General features: G+C 70.8%; 13 protein-coding genes and 1 pseudogene. 6 read left to right on the forward strand and 8 right to left on the reverse strand.

The genetic code is table 11. The features are described 5' to 3' along the window. Window positions 1-8: 8 nt before the first annotated feature. Window positions 9-896, forward strand: a complete 888-nt coding sequence (locus tag ACNFOC_RS12290) for a Gfo/Idh/MocA family protein (protein ID WP_416959143.1) — start codon at window positions 9-11, stop codon at window positions 894-896. A 24-nt stretch (window positions 897-920) separates the two neighbouring features. On the opposite strand, the gene ACNFOC_RS12295 is transcribed toward ACNFOC_RS12290, so the two are convergent. The 3 genes from ACNFOC_RS12295 to ACNFOC_RS12305 form a co-directional block, all read right to left on the reverse strand. Beyond that, window positions 921-1,268 (reverse strand): hypothetical protein, encoded by a 348-nt coding sequence (locus ACNFOC_RS12295; RefSeq protein ID WP_416959144.1) that lies wholly within the window; start codon window positions 1,266-1,268, stop codon window positions 921-923. 123 nt (window positions 1,269-1,391) lie between these two features. After that, window positions 1,392-2,282, reverse strand: coding sequence for a GNAT family N-acetyltransferase (locus tag ACNFOC_RS12300; RefSeq protein WP_416959145.1), 891 nt, complete (start codon window positions 2,280-2,282; stop codon window positions 1,392-1,394). 252 nt (window positions 2,283-2,534) lie between these two features. Further along, window positions 2,535-4,952: a GH92 family glycosyl hydrolase gene (locus ACNFOC_RS12305; RefSeq protein WP_416959146.1), complete on the reverse strand. Its 2,418-nt coding sequence runs from the start codon at window positions 4,950-4,952 to the stop codon at window positions 2,535-2,537. Between the two features lie 350 nt (window positions 4,953-5,302). Here ACNFOC_RS12305 and ACNFOC_RS12310 point away from each other — a divergent pair, with 350 nt between their 5' ends. Next, window positions 5,303-6,514, forward strand: coding sequence for a glycoside hydrolase family 64 protein (locus ACNFOC_RS12310; RefSeq protein WP_416959147.1), 1,212 nt, complete (start codon window positions 5,303-5,305; stop codon window positions 6,512-6,514). A gap of 91 nt (window positions 6,515-6,605) precedes the next feature. Here the strand turns inward: ACNFOC_RS12310 and ACNFOC_RS12315 are convergent, their stop codons facing one another. After that, entirely contained in the window at window positions 6,606-8,141 is a 1,536-nt protein-coding gene (locus ACNFOC_RS12315) for a DUF4331 domain-containing protein (protein ID WP_416959148.1), read from the reverse strand. Window positions 8,142-8,414: 273 nt separating this feature from the next. On the opposite strand from ACNFOC_RS12315, the gene ACNFOC_RS12320 reads away from it, so the two are divergent. Further along, window positions 8,415-9,440, forward strand: coding sequence for a PP2C family protein-serine/threonine phosphatase (locus ACNFOC_RS12320; protein WP_416959155.1), 1,026 nt, complete (start codon window positions 8,415-8,417; stop codon window positions 9,438-9,440). Window positions 9,441-9,497: 57 nt separating this feature from the next. Here the strand turns inward: ACNFOC_RS12320 and ACNFOC_RS12325 are convergent, their stop codons facing one another. The 4 genes from ACNFOC_RS12325 to ACNFOC_RS12340 all read right to left on the reverse strand — a co-directional run bounded on the left by ACNFOC_RS12325 (window position 9,498) and on the right by ACNFOC_RS12340 (window position 14,979). After that, the gene (locus ACNFOC_RS12325) at window positions 9,498-11,744 is read right to left on the reverse strand and encodes an MMPL family transporter (RefSeq protein WP_416959149.1); all 2,247 of its coding nucleotides are present in this window, start codon (window positions 11,742-11,744) and stop codon (window positions 9,498-9,500) included. 115 nt (window positions 11,745-11,859) lie between these two features. Beyond that, window positions 11,860-12,300: an Lrp/AsnC family transcriptional regulator gene (locus ACNFOC_RS12330; protein WP_416959150.1), complete on the reverse strand. Its 441-nt coding sequence runs from the start codon at window positions 12,298-12,300 to the stop codon at window positions 11,860-11,862. Between the two features lie 23 nt (window positions 12,301-12,323). Beyond that, entirely contained in the window at window positions 12,324-13,673 is a 1,350-nt protein-coding gene (locus ACNFOC_RS12335; protein WP_416959151.1) for a transaminase, read from the reverse strand. A 223-nt stretch (window positions 13,674-13,896) separates the two neighbouring features. Further along, on the reverse strand, window positions 13,897-14,979 hold the full coding sequence (locus tag ACNFOC_RS12340) for an alpha-hydroxy acid oxidase (protein ID WP_416959152.1): 1,083 nt from the start codon (window positions 14,977-14,979) through the stop codon (window positions 13,897-13,899). A 246-nt stretch (window positions 14,980-15,225) separates the two neighbouring features. Between ACNFOC_RS12340 and ACNFOC_RS12345 the strand changes: the two genes are divergently transcribed. From ACNFOC_RS12345 to ACNFOC_RS56065, 3 genes and pseudogenes are all read left to right on the forward strand, one after another. Then, window positions 15,226-16,710, forward strand: coding sequence for an ATP-binding protein (locus ACNFOC_RS12345; RefSeq protein WP_416959153.1), 1,485 nt, complete (start codon window positions 15,226-15,228; stop codon window positions 16,708-16,710). After that, window positions 16,707-17,129: a roadblock/LC7 domain-containing protein gene (locus ACNFOC_RS12350; protein WP_416959154.1), complete on the forward strand. Its 423-nt coding sequence runs from the start codon at window positions 16,707-16,709 to the stop codon at window positions 17,127-17,129. The genes ACNFOC_RS12345 and ACNFOC_RS12350 overlap by 4 nt, the downstream gene beginning before the upstream one ends. Then, window positions 17,126-17,216: pseudogene (locus tag ACNFOC_RS56065) on the forward strand (DUF742 domain-containing protein); the annotation flags it as partial. The gene ACNFOC_RS12350 and the pseudogene ACNFOC_RS56065, both read left to right, overlap by 4 nt.

The raw sequence follows: 17,216 nt of genomic DNA on the forward strand, positions 1-17,216 counted from the left end.
GCAGCGCTATGCGCATCGGACTGCTCGGCACCGGCCCTTGGGCACAGATGGCACACGCCCCCGCCCTCAGTGGGCACGACGCGTGGGACTTCGCGGGCGTGTGGGGCCGCCGACCCGACGCCGCCAAGGAGTTGGCCGACCAGTACGGCGTACCGGCCTACGACGATGTCGACGCCCTGCTCGCGGACGTGGACGCCGTCGCGGTGGCGCTGCCTCCGTCCGTGCAGGCCGAGTTGGCGGTGCGGGCCGCGCGGGCGGGGCGGCATCTGCTGCTGGACAAGCCCCTCGCCCCGACCGTGGAGCAGGGGCGGGCCGTGGTCGACGCGGTGCGGGAGGCCGGGGTCGCGTCGGTCGTGTTCTTCACCACCCGCTTCCAGCCGGAGACCGAGGCGTGGGTGACCGAACAGACCACCGCCGGGGGTTGGTTCACTGCTCGGGCCGAGTGGCTCGGCTCGGTGTTCACCAGTGACAGCCCGTTCGCGGCCTCGCCCTGGCGGCAGGAGAAGGGCGCGCTGTGGGACGTGGGCCCGCATGCCCTCTCCGTGTTGCTGCCGGTCCTCGGTGACGTCCGCCGGGTGGCCGCCGCCGTACGGGGTCCCGGTGACACGGTCCTGCTGGTCCTGGACCACGTCGGTGGTGCGACCAGCACGCTGACCTTGAGTCTCACCGCGCCGACCGCGGCGGCGGGAGCCACGGTCGAACTGCGCGGCGAGGCCGGGGTGACCAGCCTGCCGGACACCTCGGGCGATGCGGTGTCCGCCCTGGTGCGGGCCGCCGACGCGCTGAGCGAGGCCGTCCGCACGGGGCGGCCGCACCCCTGCGACGCCGTATTCGCGCAACGGGTCACCGAGATCCTGGCCCAGGCCGAAGCGATCGTGGACAGCGAGGCTGGCTGATCGGTCGCCCGACGGCTCACCTGATCACTCGTTGTCGGACTCCTCGTCCTCGTCGAACGGCTCGTCGCTCCACCGGAACCAGGCCCGCTCCCCCTCGATGTGCAGCAGGAACTCGGGGACGGGCCCGTCCGGCGAGGTCAGCGTCACTTGTCGGCTGATCTCGTCGTAGGCCTCCTCCCACCGTGCCCAGTGCCCGTCGTCGTCCGCCTTCGTCAGGGCCAGTTCGCGCGCGAAGAGCTCCTCCACGTCACCGAACGCCGGACCGGCGGTGAACTTGCCCGAAAGCCAGGGGAAATCGGCGTCGTCGATCAGGATCTCCCCGATCGGCTCCTCGCCCCTGCGCACCTGCCAGACCTCGCCGACGAATCCCATGCCCGCCTCCATCCCGCCGTAGATCGACCTGCCGCCAGCATGGCACCCGGCACTGACAGTCGCCCCGGACCGCATCGCGAGCGGTCCAAGGCGACTGTCCTGTCCGTCTACGTTCCGGCGCGCCTACTCGACGACATGGAAGTTGGCCCGCTCCCGGATGACCGGATAGCCGACTTTGGCGAAGTGCGCGGCCATCGGGAAGTTGCCCTGGTCCGTGGCGGCGGCGATGAACTCGGCGCCGCGTTCGACGAGGTAGTGGGTGCACTCTGCCAGCAGGTCGCGGGCGTAGCCGTGGCCGCGCTGTTCCGGTACGACTCCGATGAAGCCGATGCAGGGGCCCGACGGGTTGTGGGCCGGGATGTGGATGCCCGCGAGGTCTCCCTCGGGGGTGCGTGCGACCTGCCACCACTCGCGCGGGGACGGGCACCAGCGGAAGAAGTCGATCTCCTCCTGTGCGGCCTTCTCGACTCCCCCTTGTCGGATGGCCAGTTGGGCGTGGGCGTCGAGGGTGACGGAGTGGATACGGCGGATGGCGTCGAAGAAGACGGCGTCGTCGGGTTCGGGGGCGAAGACGAGGCGCCCGGGGCGTTCGGGCAGGCCGCACTCCGGGGTCCACCGGTAGATGAAGCGCTCGACCAGGAGGTCGTATCCGGCCGCGCGCAGGGCGGTGAAGCGGGTCTCGGCGGCGGCGCGGATCTCGGGGTTGTCGCGCCAGCCGGCGGGGAGGTTCAGTTCCGCGCCGACGCGCCAGGGTGCGGTACGCAGGAGTTCGGCCCCCGCCTCCGCCTCGCCCTCGATCACGTCGAAGCAGTTGATGGTGAAGGGTTCGGTGTCGTTCGGGCCGCCCCACCAGGCGCCGCGTGCGACGACCGTGCCGTCGCGCAGCGCCACCCGCTGCCAGTCGGGCCGCCAGGTCGTCAGCCGGTGCGCGGCTCGGGCGCCGAGGGTGTCGGGAAGGGCGTCGAAAAGATGGGCGTCGCTCTCGTCGAGCGCGCGGATGACCAGATCGGTCATGGGTTTCCTCCGGGAGGGGTACTGCGTGGAGCGCTCCCGGTCAGGTCAGGCGAGGCACGCCGGGTCAACGGGGAGGGAGCGCTGGGGTGTTGTGAACCTCATGGCACTCGCCTCCTTCCGCTGGTCTCAGGGCGTGCACGCACACGTTAGGCGGCGATCTCCCACCCGTCCAACGTATTTTCGGGCCGGCCCGGCGGAGTGGCACTCCACCGGGCCGGTACGCATCAGCTGGTGCGCATCACCCGATGCGCGTCACTTCGGCAGTTGTCCCGGGTCGGTCGCCCAACTCGTGTTCGGATCGGTGACGAGCCGGAAGTCCAGCCTGCCGCCCTTGAGCGTCAGGCCCGCACCGGTCCACGCGCGCGTGAGGTCACGGCCGTCGAGGCGTACGGCGTCCACGTACTGGTGGGTGTCGTCGGCCTCCGGGGCGGTGATGACGAGGTCTGTGCGGCCCGGCCGGTCCACGACCGCCTTCGGGAAGAGCGGTGCGCCGAGCAGCAGGTCGGCGCTGCCCGGAGTGCGCGGATAGATCCCGAGGGCGGAGAGGACGTACCAGGCGGACATGGTGCCGAGGTCGTCGTTGCCGGGCAGGCCCTTGGGGCCGGTGCCGTAGGCGGTGTCGAGGATCTGGCGGACGGTCGCCTGGGTCTTCCAGGGCTGGCCGAGGGAGTCGTAGAGCCAGGGGGCATGGATGTCGGGCTCGTTGGTCGGGTCGTAGCGCAGCGCGTCGCCGCCCCGGACCGACCATGCGCCGTCCGCGGTGTGGAAGAAGCCGTCGAGCCGGGTGGCGGCGCTGTCGCGGCCGCCCATCGCCTCGGCCAGCCCCTGTACGTCCTGCGGGACCATCCACACGTAGGCGGCGGCCGAGCCCTGTGCGAAGCCGAGGTCGCTCGCCGGGCTGAACGGCGTCACCCAGGAGCCGTCGAGCTTGCGGGCCTGGATGTAGCCGGTGGCGGGGTTGAAGACGTTGCGCCAGTAGGCGCCGCGCTCGGTGAAGGTCTTCGCCTCGGCGCTACGGCCCAGCAGTGTCGCCCACTGGGCGAGGGCGGAGTCGGCGACGGCGTCCTCCAGGGTCTCGGCGGCGCCGCCCCAGCAGTGGCACGCGTCCTGGGCGGCGTAGTGGGAAGTCAAGTACTGGGCGAGGTTGGGGCGTTGGCCCACGCACTGGCCGGGGCAGCCGGCGTCCGAGAGTTCGTCCGGGTTGGGGACGGTGGCCTGGTGGACGAGGGAGTCGAAGGCGCCCTCGTAGTCGAAGTTGCGGACGCCCATGGCGTAGAAGGTGGCCAGAGTCGCGGCGGACGGGTCGCCGGTCATGACGTGGGTGGCACCGCTGAGGTGCACCCAGCGGTCCCAGACTCCGCCGTTCTGTTTCGAGAAGTTGTAGAGCGATTGGGCGAAGTCGCCCGCGACGGTGGGCTTGAGGAGGGCGAGGAGCTGGATCTGGGCGCGGTACTGGTCCCAGCCGGAGAAGTTGCTGTACTGCGCCCGCTGCCCGCGCGCCAGCCGGTGCACGGCCTGGTCCATGCCCCAGTAGCGGCCGTCCTCGTCGCTGATCAGGTTGGGCTGCATGAGGGCGTGGTAGAGCGCCGTGTAGAAGGTCTGGCGGCGGGCGGGGGTGCCGCCGTCGACCCGTACGGTGCTCAGTTCGCGGTCCCAGGCGCGGGCACCGGCCTCGGCGACGTCGGCCACGCGCGCGTGCGGGGCGATCTCCTGCCGCAGGTTGGACTCGGCTCCCCCGAGGCTGACGTAGGAGATGCCGATCCGCATGCGGACATCGTTGTCAGAGGAGGTGTCGAAGCCGACCCAGCCGCCGGAACCGCGTCCCGCGCGGTCGGCGCCCGTGGCGTAACCCTCGCCTCCGGAGGCGGTCGTCGAGCCGGGTGACACGGTGCTGTCGTGCCAGGTGCCGACCGAGGAGAACGCGCGGTCGAAGGACGCGCTGAAGTAGAGCTTGTAGTAGCTCTTGCGGTTGTTGACGCCGCCGTTGGCGCGGCGCCCGCAGAAGGCGCCCGTGTACACCCAGCCGGTCACCTTCTGGTGGGCGTTGTCGATGTCGACGTGCGCGTCCTGGCTGCCGTTGAGGGAGTTGGAGACGCGGAAGAGCAGACTCGCCGGGCGGTCGGCGGGGAAGGTGAAGTCGGCGACTCCGGCGCGCTTGCTGACGGCGAGGTCCGCGCTGGCGCCGGAGGCGAGACCGAGGGTGTAGCGGCCGGGGGTGGCCTTCTCGTCGGCGTGCGAGAAGTTCGACGCGTACACGGCGTCCTTGGTGTCCGCCGAGGGTGACGAGGTGACGTCGCCGACGAACGGCATGATCGGTATGTCGCCCGCCGCGCCGGGGTTGCAGCCCGCGCCGTTGACGTGGGTGAGGCTCAGACCGCGGATGCGGGTGGCGCCGTACTCGTACCCGTTGGCGGCGCCCGTGCTGGTCTGGTCGCCGGTGGTGCTGGTCGGGGACCAGGCGATCATGCCGTACGGGAGGGTGGCGCCGGGGTAGGTGTTGCCGCCGTTGCTGGAACCGATCAGCGGGTCCACGAGCGAGGACGGCCGGACGGACGGAACGGTCGCCGCTACGGCGGGGAGCGGCGCGGACGCGGCGAGCGCGGAGGTGACCGCCACGGCCGCGACTCTGACGCCGAACCGTCTTGTCGTGCCGAGGAGTTGGTGACGCATGCGTCAAGTCGCCTTTCGAGGAAGGGACATGGAGACGGAAAAAGACAGGGGTCGTCGCGAGGCTAGGAGGCCGCGCGATGAGAGGGAAGAGGCGCCCGAGTACGGGTGATGAAGTACGGGTGAACGCTTCGCCGGGCGCTTAAGTGGCCCTTAAGAGGGGGTTAAGCCACCCATCTCACCACGTCTGCGCAGGTCAGCGCGGTGATGGCTTCGTGCAGAACCGTTGGCTCAGCCCGTGGTCGTGCGTAACATCGGGCCCCGGCGGCGGTGCCGACACACGCTGTGAGAGCGCTCTCAAAGTGTCGGCACCGTTCGCTTCGAACAGCCCGACTCGTCCGGAGGCCCCCCACATGACTCCCCCGACTGCCCGCCATCAGCGCACACTCGGCCGCCGCAAGCTGCTCTTCGCCCTCGGTGGCGCTGCGGTCGCGGCCCCCGCGCTCGCGGCACTCGCACCGCACGCCCTCGCGGACACAAAGTCCATGGAGACCAGCGCACTTGAGGCCGGTGCGCTTCCGCTGACGCTGGTCAACAACAGCGGTTCGTTCGACAACGCCAACGTGCACGTCTACATCGTCGGAAACGTGGACGGCAAGCAGGTGCGGGTCACTCCCGACGGGACGATCGCGCCGATCGCGCTCTCGGACAACGGCGCCGACGGTTTCACCGACTACGCGATCAGCCTCAACTCCGGGGCGGAGACCACGATTTCGCTCCCGTACCTGTCGGGCCGCATCTACGTCTCGCTCGGCGCGAAGCTCAAGTTCAAGGCCGTGGCGGACGGCAACGGCAACCCGGCGTTGCAGTACCCGGCCGGCTGGGTGACCTCCGACCCCAACTACGAAGTCCTGCACGACTGCGCCGAGTTCACGCACAACGCGTCCGGCATGTTCTGCAACACGACGATGGTCGACATGTTCAGCGTGCCGCTGAGCATCCGGCTGACCGGCGCGCAGGACCAGACGACGGGCACCCTGCGCGACGGCGGGCGAGCGTCGGTGTTCGACGCGGTACGGAAGGTCGAGGCCTTCGCCCCGCTGATCGTGGGCGACACGCGGGTCATCGCGCCGGGGCACGGGCTGGACGCGGGCCTGTTCGCGGCGGACTACTTCGCGCCGTACATCGACGAGGTGTGGAGCACGTACACCGGCAAGGACCTCACGGTCACCACGAACGCAGGCGCCTTCACCGGGCGGGTGCGCGCCGACCGGTTCACCTTCACCGGACCGGCCTCGGTCTCGTTCGCCAAGCCGTCGACCCGGGACGTGCTGTTCTGCGACGGCAACCTGGCCGCCCCGAACGACGGCACCACGGGCCCGGTCGCGGCCGTCCTCGGCGCCGGTTTCAACCGGTCGACGCTCCTGTCGAACCCCGCCCAGCCGACCACCGACGCGTCGACTTTCTACGCCACCGACCTCACGAACCACTACGCGAGGGCGGTCCACGCCGCCACCGCCGACGGCAGGGCGTACGGCTTCGCCTTCGACGACGTGGCGGACTTCGCGTCGTACGTCCAGGACACGGCGCCCACGGGGATACGGCTGACGCTCACGCCGTTCTAGTGCCGCGTCGGGCGGCCGGGCGCCGACCAGGAGCAGATGCCGGCGGGAGAGGACGGGAGCGCCGCCCCCGCCCTCTCCCGTTCCGTACCGCTCAGTTCAGCCGCTGCGTGCGCCGACGCCACCACAACAGACCCGCACCGATCAGCAGGATCCCCGCCGCGCCCGAGGCCGCCGACGCGGCGATCAGGCCGGTGTCGGGCGTGCCGCCGGCGGAGTCGGCCGGCCGCAGGGCGTTGCCGACCTGGTCGCGGACGCTGTTGCCACCGGTCGTGCCCTTCGCGAGCGGGCCGCGTGAACCCGCGACGGGCTCGGCCAGGTAGGGGAAGGAGTCGCCGAACTTCTGATCGTTGACGTCGACCGCGTCGCCCAAGTCGTTCTTGGAACCGACCAGTTCGCCCTCGACCACCTGAAGCGAGATGTCCACGACGTCATCGGTGAGCCGGCGCCCGTTGGGGAAGCCCGCGTTGTCACCGTCGAGCACACCGAGCCGTTTCGGGTCCGCGGCCGGCTTGATCGAGGTGTTCAGGCGCAGCATCTCCGCCGGTCGCACGTTCGGCGGCTGGTTGAGGCCCTTGACGCCCTTGAGGAAGACGTCGACGAGATCGTTGCGCGGTTTTGCGGGCGCCTTGATCTTGTAGATGGCCTCCATGAGCTTCGGCAGCTCCGGATCGGTCACGTTCTTCAGGAACTGGCCGTCGTTCCACGGCGAGTCCGCGTTGAACCTGTCCTTGTCCTTCAGTGGGTTGACGACCTCGTTGACCAGCGGGTTGCCCAGCCGCGAGACCTGCTCGTAGGAGCCCTGGGCGTTCTTTCGCTGGGTGGTCGACCAGATACCGACGACCGGCTGGTCCTTCGACGCGGTGATCATGTCGGTGGGCAGTTGCAGGGCGACCGAGTTGACGTTGTAGCCCTTGAGGGTGTCGTTGCCGACCTCGGAGAGGTTCCCGCCGTACAGCAGGTCGAACACGCGGAGGTCCAGGAAGAACGGGTCGTCCGCCTGGCCGGCGAATGTCCGGGCGCCGTCGGCGAGCTCGCGGACGGCCTGCCCGCGCAGCGTGTCGTAGTCCGGCATCGACGCCTTGCCGACGTTCGACGGAGCCACCGGTACGTCGGCGGCGAGCTTCCTCTTCGACACCACGTTCTGGTTGTGCAGCTTGAACAGCTCGATGTCGTAGGTCTGCGTGACGTTCAGGTCCGGGTCGTCCAGGCTGGTGACCGGGCCCGTGTTGTACAGGAACGTCTTCTTGTTCTTCGTGTGCGTCCTGAAGGTGTAGCGCAGCAGCAGTTCGCCCTGCGCGTCACCGTTGTTGTCGATGTGGATGTCGTACTGGGCGTCGTCCGCGAACGTGTAGAAGTTCGGGCCGCCCGCCGGGTCCTCGAACGGGATCCAGTCCGCGATGATCGTCGTCGTCTCCGGACTGTCCGGACTTACGAAGGCGTACACGTCCGTGTTGTCGTACCGGGGGTGTCCCGAGATCAGCGGGGCCTCCCGGTGACTGGAGGCGGAAGCCGCCCCCGGTTCCAGCGTGGCCACACCGGCGGCTGCGAGTCCCCCGGCGGCCAGTGCACCTGCTATGAGGGTCGCGAGGCTCCTGCGCCCCGTACCGCTCCTGAAGTTAGGTGTCATACCGTCCGTCCTCCATGCCAACTTCCCTGACGCTCGGGGATTCGGAGCGGCCACCCTTGCGGATTGGTGAATATTGACTGATCTGACCGATGTTTCGGTTGATCTGTTGATTGATCTCTGCTTGATACGGCACCAGGCGCTCGGCGTGCGGGACCGGTCCCGCCGTAGGAGCGTGGTGGTGTGGCAAGGGTGCGTGTGCGGGTGTCGCGCCGGAACCGGGAGCCGGCCCGGCGGGGCTGGCTGCGGGGCGCGCCGGCCCCGCTGTGGGTGCGGATGCTGCCGGGCGTGCTGGTGGCCTGTGTGGGCGTCGCGACGCTGGTGAGCCCCCACTCCCTCGACATCGGGTTCGTGCTGGGCGCCATCCCGCCACTTGCCGGACTGTCGTACGGTCCGCTCGCGACCGCGCTGCTGGGCGGCGCCACGGTCGGACTGCTGACCGTCCCGGCGTTCCATCTCAACGATCCCGGTGAGACCGATCTGCTGACGATCCTGTTCGTCGCGGTGCTGAGCGTGTTCGTGTCCTTCGTCCGCAGTCGCCGTGATGCCCAGCTGGACCTGGAGCGCACGGTCGCCGAGGCGGCGCAGCGGGCCGTCGTGCCGCCGCTGCCGGAGCGGGTGGGGCCGGTGGGGTGCGTGGGGCTGTACCGGGCGGCACAGCGCGGGACGCTGGTCGGCGGGGACTTCTTCGACGTGCGGGACGGGCCGTACGGCGTGCGGGCGGTCATGGGCGATGTCCAGGGGCACGGGCTGTCGGCCGTCGCGACGGTGGCGTCGCTGCTCGGCGCGTTCCGGGAGGCGGTCCTCGACCGGCCGGACCTGGAGGCGGTCGCGGCGCGGCTGGACCGGCGGCTGGTGGTGGACTCGGCGCGGTCGGCGCACGCGGAGCTGTTCGCCACGGCGGTGCTGCTGGAGTTCACGGCCGACGCGGACGCGGTGCGGATCGTGGCGTGCGGGCATCCTGCGCCCGTGCTGCTGCGCGACGGCCGGGTCACGGAGACCGCCGTCGAGGCGTGGACGCCGCTCGGTCTCGGGCTGTCCGACGCCGGTCCACTGAGCGGGGTGAGCGTCCAACTGCGGCCCGGGGACCGGCTGTTCCTCGCCTCCGACGGGGTGTGGGAGGCGCGGGACGCGGACGGAGCCTTCTATCCCTTCGTCGAGCGGCTGACCCAACTCGCCGACGCCGAGGCGACCTTGTTGACGGAGCGGGTGTGGGCCGACCTGCTGCGGCACTCCCCGGAGATCCGGGACGATGTGACCATGCTCGTACTCACGCCGGGAACACCACCGTCGAGTGGTTGAGAGGCAGGGGGTGAGAGGCACGCCCTCAAGCGCCGGACATCTCACGGCAGTTGACGCTCACGCCTGCTCGCGGTCTCCCTCGGCGTCGATGTGCGGCAGGATCCGGTCCAGGAAACGAGGTGTCCACCAGGCGTGCCGGCCCAGCAGGGTCATCACCGCCGGGACCATGAGCAGCCGAACGACGGTCGCGTCGATCAGCACGCTGACGGCCAGGCCGAGGCCGAGCATCTTGACCACGATGTTGTCGCTGACGACGAAGGCCGCGAAGACGCTGACCATGATCAGCGCGGCGCAGGTGATGACGCGCGCGGTGATCTCCAGGGCGTGGGCAACCGACGCCTCGGCGTCGCCGGTGCGGAGCCAGGCCTCGTGGACGCGGGAGAGCAGGAAGATCTCGTAGTCCATGCTCAGGCCGAAGATGATCGCGAACATCATCATCGGGACGTAGCTCTCGATGGGGACCTTGCCGGAGACGCCCAGCGCGGGGCCGCCCCAGCCCCACTGGAAGACGGCGACGACGACACCGTAGGAGGCGGCGATGGAGAGCACGTTGAGGACGGCGGCCTTGAGGGCGACGAGGAGGCCGCGGAACACGGCGAGGATGATCAGGAAGGCCAGGGCGACCACGACGCCGATGATCAGGGGCAGCCTGCTCGACACGATGTCGCGGAAGTCGACCTGGGCGGCCGTCGTGCCGGTGACGTAGCCCTTGGCGGAGGTGCCGGAGACCGCGTCGGGCAGGGTGTCGTGGACGAGGCGGTTGGTGAGGTCGGTGGTGTCGGCGCTCTGCGGGGACTGCCGGGAGTAGACGGTGCCGACGAGGACGTCGCCGTCCTTGGTGGTCGTCAGCGGGGTGACCTTGGCGGCGCCCTGCACCCCGTCGAGGGTCTTCTGGGCCTGGCTGGAGAGGGTCGAGCGCTGGGAGGACGGGACGCCCGTCTGGTCGATGACGATGGTGAGCGGGCCGTTGGAGCCGGGGCCGAAGGCGTCGGTCATCAGGTCGAAGGCGCGGCGGTCCGTGAACGAGGTGGGGTCGGCGCCGTCGCCGATGTGGCCGAGCTGGAGGGAGAACACCGGGATCGCGAGGACGACGACGGCCGCGACACCCGCCGCGAGGAACGTCCACGGCCGGTGTTCCACGCGCTGTGCGTAACGGTGCCAGGTGCCCGTGGGTTCGGCGCCCGGCTCGGCGTCGGTCTCGGCGACCGGGCGGCGCACCCGGTACCGGTCGATCCGCTTGCCGAGGAGCCCGAGCAGGGCGGGCACGAGGGTGAGCGCGCCGATGACCGCCGACACGACCGTCACGGCGGCGGCGAGCCCGAGTTTGCCGATGAAGGGCACGCCGGACACGAACAGTCCGGCGAGCGCGATGATCACGGTGCAGCCGGAGACGAGCACGGCCCGGCCGCTGGTCGCCGTGGCCTGTCCGGCGGCGCGCACGGGATCGGAGCCGTTCATGAGGTTCTGCCGGTGACGGGTGATCAGGAACAGGGCGTAGTCGATGCCGACGCCGATGCCGATCATCGTCGCGAGGGTCGGTGACACCGTCGCGAAGGTGAACGCCGCCGCCAGCAGTCCCAGGCACGCGAGTCCGCCGATCACACTGATCAGCGCGGTCACCAGGGGCATCGCGGCGGCGATCACGCTGCCGAAGCCGATCAGCAGGACGACGATCGCCACGGCGAACCCGATGAGTTCGCTGATCCGGTCGTCGGCGGCGGGCCGGGCGAGTTCGCCGAGCGGTCCGCCGTACTCGACCTGGGCGCCGGCGGCGCGGAGCGGCTTCACGGAGGAGTCGACGCCGTGGAGGTAGCCGTCGCCGAGGGTGGAGGGCTGCACGTCGAAGCGGATGGTGATGTACGCGGTCTTCGCGTCGGAGGAAAGGGGGCCGACGTTCGGGCCGGAGGACGTCGACGTCTGCGTTCCGGACTGTGGCAGCGGGTTCTGCACCGACAGGACGTGCGGGAGCTTCTGCAGGTCGCCTACCGTCTCGGACATCTGCGAGTCCAGTGAGGTGAGCTGCTTGTCCTTGTCGTGCAGGACGATCTGGCTGCTGTAGCCCCCGGCCGCCGGATCGTGCTCCTTGAGAACCTGAAGACCGTGCTGGGACTGGACGCCGGACAGCGAGAAGTCGTCCGAATAGTCGCCCCCGAAGGACCTGTTGAGGACCTGGAGCGCGGCCAGCGCGACGAGCCAGGCGACGATGACGATCACGAAGTGCCGGGCGCACCACTCCCCCAGCCGCCGCAGCACCCCCTTGGCAGCCGTCCGGCCGTCCCCTGCGCTGGATTCCGTGGGCGCCATGGCCTCGGCCTCTTCCGCCGGGTGACACTTCCGACATCCCCATTAGACGCCTACTGGATCACTCCGGCATCTCGGGCATATCGGCGTCCTGGGCGTATCCATGTCTCGGGCGGGGTCAGCCCACGTCCCACAGGAACCGGTGCGTGTGGATGCCGAAGTACGGGAACGGCTGGACCTTGCGCACCCCTTCGATCGGCCGCACGACGTCGTTGACGAAGTCGAGCAGATCCCGTGGCCCCGGGGTGACCACCTCGGCGAACAGGTCGAAGCCGCCGGAGGTGAGCACGGAGTACACCACCTCGTCGCGCAGGGCGAGTTCGTCCGCGACCGCGCGCGGGTCGCCGTCCACCTCGATGCCGAGCATCGCCATGGCCTGCCCGCCCATGGCCATCGGGTCGGTCACCCCGACGACCTGAACCGCCTTGGTGTCCAAGAGGCGTTGGAGCCGCTGGCGAGCGGCCGAGGCGGACAGTCCGACCTTCGGTCCGAGGTCGGCGTACGCGACACGTCCGTCGGTCTGTAGCTCGCGCAGGATGGCGCGGTCGATGTCGTCCACGTGCTTGCCTCCAACTCCCTGTGTCAGTGCGCCAGTTCGGCGAGCGCGTCGGCGAAGACCCGGGTGTGGGTGTCCACGTCCCGCTCGGTGGTGTCGGGGCACATCAGCGCCATGCTGTGGAACGGGGTGAGCAGGATGCCCCGGTTGGCGAGGTAGAGGTGGAGGAAGTCCTCCAACTCCGGGTCCCCGGCGGCCTCTGACTCGGTGCCGGTGCGCGGTGCCGGGGACGCGAAGCGGTACTCGCTGCGGGCGCCGAGGCGGCTCACCGTCCAGGGCAGCGCGTGGGCGTCGATGGCCTGCTGAACACCGGCCGCGAAGCGTTCGGACAGCTTGGCCATGTGGGCGAACGCCTCGTCGGTCAGGACGTGTTCGAGCGTGGCGCGCGTCGCGGCGACGGACAGCGCGTTGCCCGCGAGGGTGCCGCCGACGCCGCCCATGTCGACCAGGTCCAGGTCGGCGCGGCCGAGCAACCGGTCGGCGAGCTCGGCGGAGAGGCCGTAGGCAGCAGCCGGGATGCCGCCGCCGATCGCCTTGCCGATGGTGAGCAGGTCGGGTTCGAGGTCCCAGGCGGCGGTGCAGCCGCCCGGTCCCGCGGAGAACGTGTGGGTCTCGTCGTTGATGAGCAACGTCCCGTGTTTCCTGGTCAGTTCGCGTACAGCGGCCAGGTAGCCGGGCTCGGGAAGCACGATGCCGATGTTGGTGAGCGCGGGTTCCATGAGGACGGCGGCAACGTCGCCGTGCGCCAACTCCCGTTCCAGCTGGGCCGGATCGTTGAACTCGGCGACGCGGCTGGTGAGCGTGACGTCGCAGGGGGCGCCGACGTTGCCGGGGCGGGCGGTGCCGCGGCCGTCCGGTCCGACGACGATGAGCGACTCGTCGACGCTGCCGTGGTAGCTGTAGCTGTTCACCAGGATCTTGGGCCGGTCGGTGACGGCACGGGCGAGCCGGATCGCCCAGCGGTTGGCGTCGGTCGCGGTCAGCGCGAAGCTCCAGCGGGCGAGCCCGAAGCGGCGGGTGAGTTCCGCGCCGACCCACTCGGCGTCCTCCGTGGGCAGCATCGCCGTAGCACCGCCCTGTTCGGCGAACCGCCGTTGCACGGCCTCCGCGACGACGGCGGGCGAGTGGCCGGCCATCGCTCCGGTGTCGCCGAGGCTGAAGTCGATGTACTCGTGACCGTCGATGTCGGTGACGCGGGCGCCCCGGGCGGTGTCGAGGTAGCGGGGGAAGGCTCCGGCGGTCTTGTTCATCCAGGTCATCGGCACCCGCCCGAAGAGATGCTCGGCGCGCGCGTAGGCGGCCTTCGAGCGCGGGTTGAGCCGCTCGGCCTCGGCGCTCTCCCGGGCGAGCAGGTCCTTCAGGCGAGTGCGGTCCATGGGGTACCTCGGTGGCATCGGCGACGGAATGCCCGAACAGTACGAGTGAAAGAGGTGCAGTTGCAAGATATGGCCGCTGAATCAGTTGCAACGACGATTGATTCGTGCGGCGGTACTCTGCCCATGAACTTCACCCGCCCCCTTTCGATGGAACGGTCCACACGGAGACATGCACGCCGAACGAGGCTCCGCCCACGCACAAGGGGGGTGCGCGCCGGGAAGATCAACGGGCGCGCGGTGATCCAACCGAACGGCCGACTCCCACCGGCAGGTGCAGCAAGTCCCGCCCGATCGCCGGGAGTTCGGGCACGCCCGTCAGACGCATCGTCTCGACGAGTTCCGCTGTCAGCTCCCCGATCAGACGGGTCACGCCCGCCGCGCCGGCCAGGGACAGGGCCCACAGGGCAGGGCGGCCGACGAACACCGCCCGGGCTCCGAGGGCGAGCGCGGCGAAGATGTGGGTGCCGCGGCGCAGTCCGCCGTCCACGTACACCTCGGCGCCCGTCCCGGCGACCGCGTCGACCACCTCCGGCAATGCCCAGGCGGTCGGGACCAGGCCGTCGAGCTGGCGGCCGCCGTGGTTGGAGACGATCAGTCCGGCGGCGCCCGCGTCCACGAAGGCGCGGGCGTCGTCACCACGCAGGACGCCCTTGACGACGACCGGCAGCCCGGTCAGGTCGCGCAGCCAGGCGATGACGTCCGGGGTGAGGTCCGGCGCGTGCTCGGCGGCCTCCCGGTCGGGGGTACCGGTGACGTTGCCGTAGAGGTCCTCCGGACCCACGAAGTCGGCGACGTGCGCGCCGGGTTGGCCGTGGGAGCCGATGACGGGTGTGTCGGCGGTCAGTACGACCGCCCGGGCACCGGCCGCGACGGCTCGCTGGAGCGTCTCCTCGGTCAGGGACCGGTCGCGGGCCACGTACACCTGCGCCCACCACGGCGCACCCGAGGGCTCCAGGGCGGAGAACGGGACCGCTGTGTTCGAGGTCACCGCGAGCAGCGAGCCCGCACCGGCCGCGCCCAGCGCTGTGGCCGCCTCGCCGTCGGGATGGGCACGGCGTTGCAGGGTGCTCGGGGCGATGAGGGCAGGGGTGCCGACTGCCGTGCCCAGTACGGTCGTCGAGGTGTCGCACCGGGACACGTCCCGCAGGATGTGCGGTCGCAGGCGGAAGCTGTCCCAGGCCGGGGCCGCTTCGGCCGCACTGAGGCCCTGGCCTGCGCCTCTGCGGAAGTAGGCGTGGATCTCCGGCGGAAGGAGACCGGCCGCCCGCTCCTCGATGCCGTCCAGCCAGCGCGCCACCCCCGTCACACCACTCCCCCTTCGTGCGTGATGCATCGACCTTAACGGCTCAACTCTCTTTCCCCACACGCCATTTCAGACACTTGACCCAGAAGTGAACAGAGGCCGGTCAGTTTCGAAGGGAAGTCCTGTTACACCGTGCGAGAGCGGTCGATGACGGTGTGTACTGTGCTCCGGGCGCCCCGCCTGAGGGGACCGGACTAAGCCTCAAGGGCCCCGACCCAGCCCTGCCCGACTTCGCTTGGACTCGATTCGATGACCGAATTACCGGACCTGGTGGCCGGTGCTCTCGCCGCCGGCACGCTGTCCGCGCTGGTGCTCGGTGCCGGGCTGTTGCGGTCGCGGCGTCAACGCGCCTTGCAGCATGAGGAGATCGCCCTGCTACGGGCCCGACTGGACGGTGTCCAGGCGGCGTTGGCGGCCGAGGTCGAGCATCTGGCCTCGCAGCGGATTCCCGCCGCCGCCCGGCACCTCACGCATCCCCGGGTCGCCGTACCGGGGCCCGCGCAGCCGCAGTTCATCGGCTCGCCCCTCGGGATCGCCCTCGAGAGCGTGCTCAAGGCGGTGCGTTCGGAGCTCGCCGCGCAGCGCACCCGCGTCGACGCCGCCGCGCAGGCCGGGATGCGCGGGGCCACCCGGGAGATCCAGGCCGCGCTGTACCGCTTGCAGGACGCCCTGCGCTCGCTCCAACAGCGGTACGACGACCCCGAGTTGGCGCAGACCCTGTTCATGCTGGACCACGAGAACGAGCAGTCGCTGCGCCGTGCGCAGGTCGCGGCCGTCGTGTGCGGGGCATGGGTCGGGCTCGCGCGCGAGGAGTCGCACCTCGTCGAGGCGGTGACCGGCGGGCAGGCCCGGCTCGCCGGGTACCACCGCGTGCGGGTGCACAACCACCTCGAAGCCGGCACCGCGCTCGTCTCGCACGCCGTCGAACCGGTCGCGATCATCGTCGCCGAACTCCTCGACAACGCGCTGCGGCACTCCGCGCCGGACACCGAGGTCGTGGTCAACCTGGAGCACGTCCATCACGGCGCCTGCGTCACCGTCGACGACGCGGGGCTCGGCATGACCCAGGACGAACGCGACCACGCCCGGCGGATGGTGGCCGGTTCCGACCCGATCCTGCTCACCGACCTGGGTGATCCGCCGCGTATGGGGTTCGCCGCGATCGGCCGCCTGACCCGGCAGTTCGACCTGAGCGTCGACGTGTCCTCGCCCTCGCCGTACGGCGGTGTCCGCGCGGTCCTGCGGATCGACAGCCATCTCCTCAGCCGTATCGACCCCGAGCGGCAGCCGCCCGCGGCCGGCGCCCCGCGCTCGACCCGCCGGGCCCCCGCGCCCACCCGCGCGCACGCCGCCGCACCGGCCCACTCCTACGGCTCCGAGCGCGATGAGCGGACCGAACGGGCCGAGCGAGCCGCGCGGGGTGTCGCCGACGCGTCCGGGCATCAGGCCGTTCCCGACGCCGGCGGCCTGCCGCGCCGCCGTCGCCGCACCCCGGCCGACGCCGCACCGGTCGCACCGGCCGTGCCGGAAGCACACCGGCCGGAGACACATCAGCCCGAGCGCCGCCCGGAGCAGGCCGCCGCCGCACTCGGCGCCCTCCAGTCCGGCACCGCCGCCGCGCGCGCCGCGCTCGACGACGCCGAGAGCGCCGTAGGAGAGCGGGCCGGGGCAGGCGAGACAGTGACAGCGCACGACACACATCCGAACAACTACGAAGGGGGAGCGGCTAGATGATCAGCCGCGATGGGGGCGACACGGCATGGGCCCTCGATCCGATCCTGGAGGTGCCGCATGTGGTGGCGGCGGTGCTGCTGACCCGGGACGGGCTGGTGCGGGGGTACACCGACGCGCTGTCCCGGGCCTCGGGCGAGCGGGTGGCCGCGATCACCAGCACGGTGCAGGGGGCGTGCCGTACCGCCGCGGCGGCGTTCGCCGACCGGGACCGGGCCGAGATACGGCAGGTCGTCATCGAGTCGGACCACGGGTACGTCCTCATCGTCCCCACGGATCACGGGACTTGTGTGGCGGCCTACGGCGACACCGAGGTGCGGCTGGACCTGCTGGCGCACCGGGTGCACTCGCAGGTGGCGCGGCTGGGCGAGAAGGCGATGGCCGCCGCTCCGCGGGGAGTTGACGGCGGCGCGCCGGCATGACGGGCCGCCGCGGCGGCCGTCCTCTCGTTCCCGCGTATCTGTCGACCGGCGGGGTGGCCCGGCCCACCCGCCGGTCGACAGATACGC

Origin of the sequence: Streptomyces colwelliae (assembly GCF_048158785.1) — a bacterium.
In the GTDB taxonomy this organism is placed as follows: domain Bacteria; phylum Actinomycetota; class Actinomycetes; order Streptomycetales; family Streptomycetaceae; genus Streptomyces.

Excerpts from the sequence above, each read along its gene's own strand:
- ACNFOC_RS12335 (WP_416959151.1), bottom strand. The coding sequence starts at position 13,673 with ATGGACCGCACTCGCCTGAAGGACCTGCTCGCCCGGGAGAGCGCCGAG.
- ACNFOC_RS12295 (WP_416959144.1), bottom strand. The coding sequence starts at position 1,268 with ATGGGATTCGTCGGCGAGGTCTGGCAGGTGCGCAGGGGCGAGGAGCCG.
- ACNFOC_RS12315 (WP_416959148.1), bottom strand. The coding sequence starts at position 8,141 with ATGACACCTAACTTCAGGAGCGGTACGGGGCGCAGGAGCCTCGCGACC.
- ACNFOC_RS12345 (WP_416959153.1), top strand. The coding sequence starts at position 15,226 with ATGACCGAATTACCGGACCTGGTGGCCGGTGCTCTCGCCGCCGGCACG.
- ACNFOC_RS12325 (WP_416959149.1), bottom strand. The coding sequence starts at position 11,744 with ATGGCGCCCACGGAATCCAGCGCAGGGGACGGCCGGACGGCTGCCAAG.
- ACNFOC_RS12350 (WP_416959154.1), top strand. The coding sequence starts at position 16,707 with ATGATCAGCCGCGATGGGGGCGACACGGCATGGGCCCTCGATCCGATC.
- ACNFOC_RS12310 (WP_416959147.1), top strand. The coding sequence starts at position 5,303 with ATGACTCCCCCGACTGCCCGCCATCAGCGCACACTCGGCCGCCGCAAG.
- ACNFOC_RS12305 (WP_416959146.1), bottom strand. The coding sequence starts at position 4,952 with ATGCGTCACCAACTCCTCGGCACGACAAGACGGTTCGGCGTCAGAGTC.
- ACNFOC_RS12320 (WP_416959155.1), top strand. The coding sequence starts at position 8,415 with ATGCTGCCGGGCGTGCTGGTGGCCTGTGTGGGCGTCGCGACGCTGGTG.
- ACNFOC_RS12290 (WP_416959143.1), top strand. The coding sequence starts at position 9 with ATGCGCATCGGACTGCTCGGCACCGGCCCTTGGGCACAGATGGCACAC.
- ACNFOC_RS12300 (WP_416959145.1), bottom strand. The coding sequence starts at position 2,282 with ATGACCGATCTGGTCATCCGCGCGCTCGACGAGAGCGACGCCCATCTT.